Here is a 5215-nt window from a genome sequence, read left to right as displayed (position 1 = left end):
CGTACCGGGCGGGCGGCACCTCGACGGTCTCCCCGAGCTCCCGCCAGAACGCCCGCGGCCTGACCACCCCCTTGGGCGCGGCCCGGCCGCGCACCATGGCCGACGACCTGGACGAACGGGCCGTCTACGACATCGGCCAGGAAGTGTGGTCCACCAGGACGCAGACCCGGCACCTCGCGCTCACCCCGCTCGTGGCCACGGCGCTGGCGCTGTCCGTCTCGGTGCTGCGGGTCCCGCTGCTGGTCGTGGCGCTCGGGCTGTACGCCGTGGCGGCCTGGGTGGCCGCCGTCGTCTCCGCCAGGGTGACGTCGTACGTCTTCCACCAGCGCCGCGTCGACGTGGCCCAGGGCGTCAGGGACCGGAGCAAGCAGGTGATCCTGTACGCCTCGATCACCCAGGTCCGTTACGTCCGCACCCTGTCCTCCTACCTGACGAACACCGCCTCGCTGGAGCTGACCTACATGCTCGGGACGGAGAAGGAGTCGATCGTCCTGGCCGGGCTCGGCAGGCCGGGCCAGGTCGACAAGCTCTACCAGGAACTGCAGGGACCGGTCGTGCGCGAGCGCCGCGCCATGAAGAAGATCCTCTTCTAGGGCCGGCGGATGCGCTTCTTCGCCCGCGCCAACCTGGTGATCGCCGTGCTGATCGCGGCGGCGCTGGTCGTCCCCCGGGTCGGGCTCGACGGGCCGGCCGTTCCCGGGCTCAGCCTGCCCAGGCTGCCGTTCCTGGAGGCCGACGAGCCGATCAGGAAGAACGCGTCCGGGCCGCCGCCGTGGACGATCCACGGGTACGGCTGGCGGTTCACCGTGGAGCGGACCGCCCGGACGGTCAGCAGGTGGATGGGGAGGACCAGGCCGTCGATCGTCGTCACCGCGTACGTGACCCGGGAGGAGCGGCAGTTCGCCTCCCGGATGATCTACCGCATCAGCGACCGGGCGAGCGGCAGCGAGCTCGCGGCGGTGCCGTTCCAGGGCGGCGGGGACGGCGACCCGCCGCTCGGTCAGCGCAGCAAGCTCGTGTTCACGGTGTGGGACACCTCGCCGAGGGCGTCCCGCCTCACCGTCACCCTGCACGATTTCCATTGGCCGGACGGGCGTGACCTGGTCCTCGGCGAGGTCCGGGTCCCGGCGTCCTGAGCGGGCCGGGAGGCCGAGATGATCGTCGACGTGGTGCGTGCCGCGATCTCCGTGATGCAGGTCGTCCAGGCGGTCCCGCCCCGGCCGCCGGGGTCGGGCCTGCGCAGGAAGCTGATCGCCGCGCTCGTGGAGCAGGCCGGCGAACTGCGGCCGGAGCCCGCCGAGCAGCCGCTGGCCGAGGCGTTCGCGACCTGGATCGAGCTGGCGGCCAGGCGGGAGGCCGATCCCGCGGCGGTCGGGTCCCGGCCGTACGCGCACGCGGCGGCCATCCTGGCCGCCGAGCTGGACCTCGCGCTGACGGCCGGGACGCCGCAGCCCGAGCCGGGCGACACCGTCGCCCGGGCCGGCCTGTTCACCCGGTCATGACGGACCTCCTGCCGCAGGCCCTGCGGGACGCCCTGCACCAGGCCGCGGACGTGCTGCGCGGCGTCAACGACGCGGCCCGCAGAGCCGACGACGCCCTCCAGCACGTGGTCAACGTCTTCACGGTGCCCAGCTTCCTGATGAACACCGACTTCGACAGGCTCGGCGGCAGCGCCCACGGCCTGGGCTCCTCCGGCCCGTTCGCCTTCCCGCCGCTGAACCAGGCGATCAGCGGCTACGGCCTGTTCGCCGGCGCGCGCGACACCTGGAACGGCGGCGTGAAGCTCGGCACGGGGCTGGGCGGCGGCAACGGCGAGCAGGTGCTCGACGGCGCCGCCACCGCCGCGACCGGGCTCGCCGGCGTCTACTCCGCCACGCTGGGGCTGCTGGACGTCACCACCCCGGCCGGCGCGCTGGTCGGCGCCGCGCTGGCGGGCTACGGCGTGGGCACCACGGCGATCAAGGGCATCGAAGCGGCCACCGGCCACGACGTCGCCCACGACCTCGGCGACCTCCTCTTCCGGGCGGTCCACGGGAGCGCCGAGGAGGCCGCGTTCACCCTGCCCTCCGACGTCGCGCCGCCGCTGCACGCGCTACCCGACCTGGCCGGTCCCGCCACGGAACAACACCGTCATGAACCCTCGGCCCCGCTGACTCCCCACGGGATCGTCGAGTTCCAGGGCGGATGGTGGTACGAACCGGGCAGCGCCTGGCACGCGATCTCCTCCACCCCGGTCCCCGGCGCGATCACGCACACCGAGGGCGGCTACCGGGACGCCGCCGGCGCCTGGCATCACGTCTCGGCGAGCGACCCGCCCGGCACCGCGGGGTCGGGCTGGCGCGGCCCGGAGGGCACCTGGCATCCCATCGGCCCGGACGGCCACACGATCGCGGGCGCCCAGAGCGTCGTCAACCTGGACTGGACGCAGGACACCGCCGGTTCGTGGCACCCCGTCCCGCCCGCCGCGCCGATCTCGCCCGACGCCGGTGGCGGCACGCCGGGGGTCGAGCTGAACGCGGCCTGGTTCCTGGGCCACGACGGCGCCTGGCACCCGCTCCCCGTGCACGACGGGACGGCCGGTGACACCGGCCATGCCCATGGAGGTCCGGACGCGGCGCAGCAGGCCCAGGCCGGAGCGAGTCAGCAGCACGACGAACCGGCGCAGGCCGCCGTCCAGCCGGACGGGAGCGTCCCGGCGACCGGCGAACCGGCGGCGGCGGGCGGCGACGGCGGCTCCGAGTCGGCGGCCGGGCATGTGTCGGGCTTCTGACCGACACATGCCCGGCACGCCCCGCGCCGGGGTTCAGGCGGGCGGGGTGTAGCCGCGGGAGCGGACGAAGTCCCCGGTGAGCTCGGTGAAGGCGCGGGCGGCGGCGCTGCGGTAGGCGCCCTCGCGGTGCAGCAGGGTGACGGTGCGGCTGGGCAGCGGCGGGTCGAGGGGGACGGGCGTGAGGTGCGGGTGGCCGTGGGCGATGGCGTCGGGCAGGACGGTGGCCAGCGGGGTGCGGCGCACGATCTCGGTGAGTGCCTGGATGGAGTTGGCCTCGACCGCGATGCGGGGGGCGGCCCGGTGGCGGGCGAAGTAGGCGTCGATGTGGCTTCGAGTGGCGAAGTCGCCGCTGAGCAGGGCGAGCCGTTCGCCCTTGAGCGCGCGCACCGGTAGGGGGGCGGCCAGCGTCCGGGCGTGCGGGGTGCCGGTGACGAGGCTGAGGGTCTCGGTGAACAGCGCGGTGGGGGTGACGCCGGGCAGGTGGGGGCCGGCGAAGGCGATGCCGAGGTCGAGGTCGTCGCCGAGCAGGGCCGCTTCCATGCGGTCCTGGGGCATCTCGGTCAGGACGAGGTCGACGGCCGGGTGGCGCACGTGCAGCTCGGCGGTGAGCGGGCCGACCAGGTAGGCGGTGAAGGTCGGGGTGACGCCCAGCCGCAGGTGGCCGCGGGAGAGGTCCTGGACGTCGTGCACGGCGCGTTCGGCGGCGGCCAGGTCGCGAAGCGCGCGCCGGGCGTGGTCGGTGTAGACGGCCCCGGCGTCGGTGAGCCGTACCGCGCGGCCGGTGCGGTCCAGCAGTTGCACGCCCAGGGTCCGCTCCAGCTGCCTGATCTGCTGGGAGAGCGTGGGCTGCGAGATGTGCAGCTCCTCGGCGGCGCGGGTGAAGTTGCCGTGTTCGGCCACGGCGAGCAGGTAGCGCACGTGACGCAGTTCGAGAGCGGCCATGGACCAACTATAGATGAGAGCAATGAGTATCAGGCGGAACGCCTCTTGGACACTATAGGACCAGGTCATGCATGCTGGATGTCAGCAGCCCGCAAGGGCCGGCCACCGCCGAAGGGAGTGACCGTGCAGGACCTCGCCGAGGGCGTCGCCCGTTTCCAGCGGGACGTCTTCCCGGCCAAGGCGGAGCTCTTCGCCCGTCTGGCCACCCATCACACACCGCACACGCTGTTCATCGGCTGCTCCGACGCCCGCGTCGTCCCCGAGCTGATCACCGGCACCGAGCCGGGTGACCTGTTCGTCATCCGCACCGCCGGCAACCTGGTGCCCGCCTACCGCCCCGAAGCCGACGGGGTGGCCGCGAGCATCGAGTACGCGGTCGCCGCGCTGGGCGTGCGGGACGTCGTCGTCTGCGGCCACTCGGCGTGCGGCGCGATGACCGCCCTCGCCGAGGGGCACGACCTCAGCGGCGCCCCGACCGTCGCCGCCTGGCTGCGGCACGCGGACGCCGCCCGGGCCCGCACCGCCACCCACGGTGACGTGCCGGCCCTGGTGCGGCAGAACGTGCTCGCCCAGCTGGCGAACCTGGCCACCCACCCGTCGGTCGCCCGCGCGCTGGCGGCGGGGAAGGTCACCCTGCACGGCTGGGTCTACGACATCCCGACCGGCCGCGTCGAGGACCTGACCGCCGCGGGCGCCGCGCTCACGGCCTGACCCGGCTCCGGGGCTCTCCCGACACGACCTGACGAGCCCGACACCACCTGAAGAGAAGGACGTACCGACACATGGTGCACGCACAGTTCGACCCCACCGCCCGCCAGGCCCTGGCCGCCACCGCCGTCGAGGCCAAGATCCGGAAGGACCTGTCCTGGCAGCAGATCGCCGACGCCGCCGGCCTGTCGGTGGCCTTCACCACCGCCGCCGTCCTCGGCCAGCACCCGCTGCCGGAGAGCTCCGCCCGGGCCGTGGCCGAGCTGCTGGACCTCGGCGAGGACGCGGCGGCCCTGCTGCAGACCATCCCGATCCGCGGCTCGATGCCGGACCGGATCCCGACCGACCCGACCATGTACCGCTTCTACGAGATGCTCCAGGTCTACGGGACGACCCTCAAGGCCCTGATCCACGAGCAGTTCGGCGACGGCATCATCTCCGCGATCAACTTCCGGCTCGACGTGAAGAAGGTCGCCGACCCCGAGGGCGGCGAGCGCGCCGTCATCACCCTGGACGGCAAGTACCTGCCGACCAAGCCCTTCTGACCGAGTCCTGCTGACCGAGCCCGGGCCCGATCGCGGGCCCGGTTCCCGTCCCTCGCGGAGCCGCCCCGACGGCGGCCCGCCCGGCCACTTCCGGAGGACCTTCATGGACTTCGTCCAGCGCACCATCGACCTCGCCCGCCAGAACGTCGCCGAGGGCGGCCGCCCGTTCGCGACCGTCATCGTCAGGGAGGGCTGCCGCTTGGGGTCGCTCTTGGACGTGATGCGGTAGTGGATGTTGGGCCGGTCGAAG

At 73.8% G+C, this 5215-nt stretch carries 8 protein-coding genes; 7 read left to right on the top strand and 1 reads right to left on the bottom strand.

What is annotated here, in order from left to right; translation table 11 throughout:
• The 4 genes from ACWCSD_RS47430 to ACWCSD_RS47415 form a co-directional block, all read left to right on the top strand.
• A partial coding sequence (locus tag ACWCSD_RS47430; protein WP_449925537.1) for a hypothetical protein occupies positions 1 to 593 on the top strand: 593 nt, incomplete at its 5' end.
• Between the two features lie 9 nt (positions 594 to 602).
• Complete coding sequence (locus ACWCSD_RS47425; RefSeq protein ID WP_397162717.1) at positions 603 to 1136, top strand: hypothetical protein; 534 nt, start codon at positions 603 to 605, stop codon at positions 1134 to 1136.
• Between the two features lie 18 nt (positions 1137 to 1154).
• Positions 1155 to 1502, top strand: coding sequence for a hypothetical protein (locus ACWCSD_RS47420; protein ID WP_449925534.1), 348 nt, complete (start codon positions 1155 to 1157; stop codon positions 1500 to 1502).
• Positions 1499 to 2770 carry a hypothetical protein gene (locus ACWCSD_RS47415; RefSeq protein WP_449925531.1) on the top strand — a complete coding sequence of 424 codons (1272 nt, stop codon included), beginning with the start codon at positions 1499 to 1501 and terminating at the stop codon, positions 2768 to 2770. Before ACWCSD_RS47420 ends, ACWCSD_RS47415 begins: the two co-directional genes overlap by 4 nt.
• A 33-nt stretch (positions 2771 to 2803) precedes the next feature.
• Here ACWCSD_RS47415 and cynR read toward each other — a convergent pair whose 3' ends face one another.
• Positions 2804 to 3712: a transcriptional regulator CynR gene (gene cynR / locus ACWCSD_RS47410; RefSeq protein ID WP_449925528.1), complete on the bottom strand. Its 909-nt coding sequence runs from the start codon at positions 3710 to 3712 to the stop codon at positions 2804 to 2806.
• A gap of 123 nt (positions 3713 to 3835) precedes the next feature.
• Here cynR and ACWCSD_RS47405 point away from each other — a divergent pair, with 123 nt between their 5' ends.
• The 3 genes from ACWCSD_RS47405 to ACWCSD_RS47395 all read left to right on the top strand — a co-directional run bounded on the left by ACWCSD_RS47405 (position 3836) and on the right by ACWCSD_RS47395 (position 5194).
• The gene (locus tag ACWCSD_RS47405; RefSeq protein WP_358301760.1) at positions 3836 to 4423 is read left to right on the top strand and encodes a carbonic anhydrase; all 588 of its coding nucleotides are present in this window, start codon (positions 3836 to 3838) and stop codon (positions 4421 to 4423) included.
• Between the two features lie 71 nt (positions 4424 to 4494).
• Positions 4495 to 4965: a cyanase gene (gene cynS, locus ACWCSD_RS47400; RefSeq protein ID WP_358301757.1), complete on the top strand. Its 471-nt coding sequence runs from the start codon at positions 4495 to 4497 to the stop codon at positions 4963 to 4965.
• Between the two features lie 103 nt (positions 4966 to 5068).
• Positions 5069 to 5194, top strand: a complete 126-nt coding sequence (locus ACWCSD_RS47395; RefSeq protein ID WP_449925524.1) for a hypothetical protein — start codon at positions 5069 to 5071, stop codon at positions 5192 to 5194.
• The last annotated feature ends 21 nt before the right edge of the window (positions 5195 to 5215 follow it).

Source organism: Nonomuraea sp. NPDC001684, from assembly GCF_053596515.1.
Note: the sequence above shows the minus strand (reverse complement) of the source record. Positions and strands in the feature narration are given on the sequence as shown.

Coding starts and splice junctions, on each gene's coding strand:
- ACWCSD_RS47420 (WP_449925534.1), top strand. CDS start 1,155: ATGATCGTCGACGTGGTGCGTGCCGCGATCTCCGTGATGCAGGTCGTC.
- ACWCSD_RS47395 (WP_449925524.1), top strand. CDS start 5,069: ATGGACTTCGTCCAGCGCACCATCGACCTCGCCCGCCAGAACGTCGCC.
- ACWCSD_RS47425 (WP_397162717.1), top strand. CDS start 603: ATGCGCTTCTTCGCCCGCGCCAACCTGGTGATCGCCGTGCTGATCGCG.
- ACWCSD_RS47415 (WP_449925531.1), top strand. CDS start 1,499: ATGACGGACCTCCTGCCGCAGGCCCTGCGGGACGCCCTGCACCAGGCC.
- cynR (WP_449925528.1), bottom strand. CDS start 3,712: ATGGCCGCTCTCGAACTGCGTCACGTGCGCTACCTGCTCGCCGTGGCC.
- cynS (WP_358301757.1), top strand. CDS start 4,495: ATGGTGCACGCACAGTTCGACCCCACCGCCCGCCAGGCCCTGGCCGCC.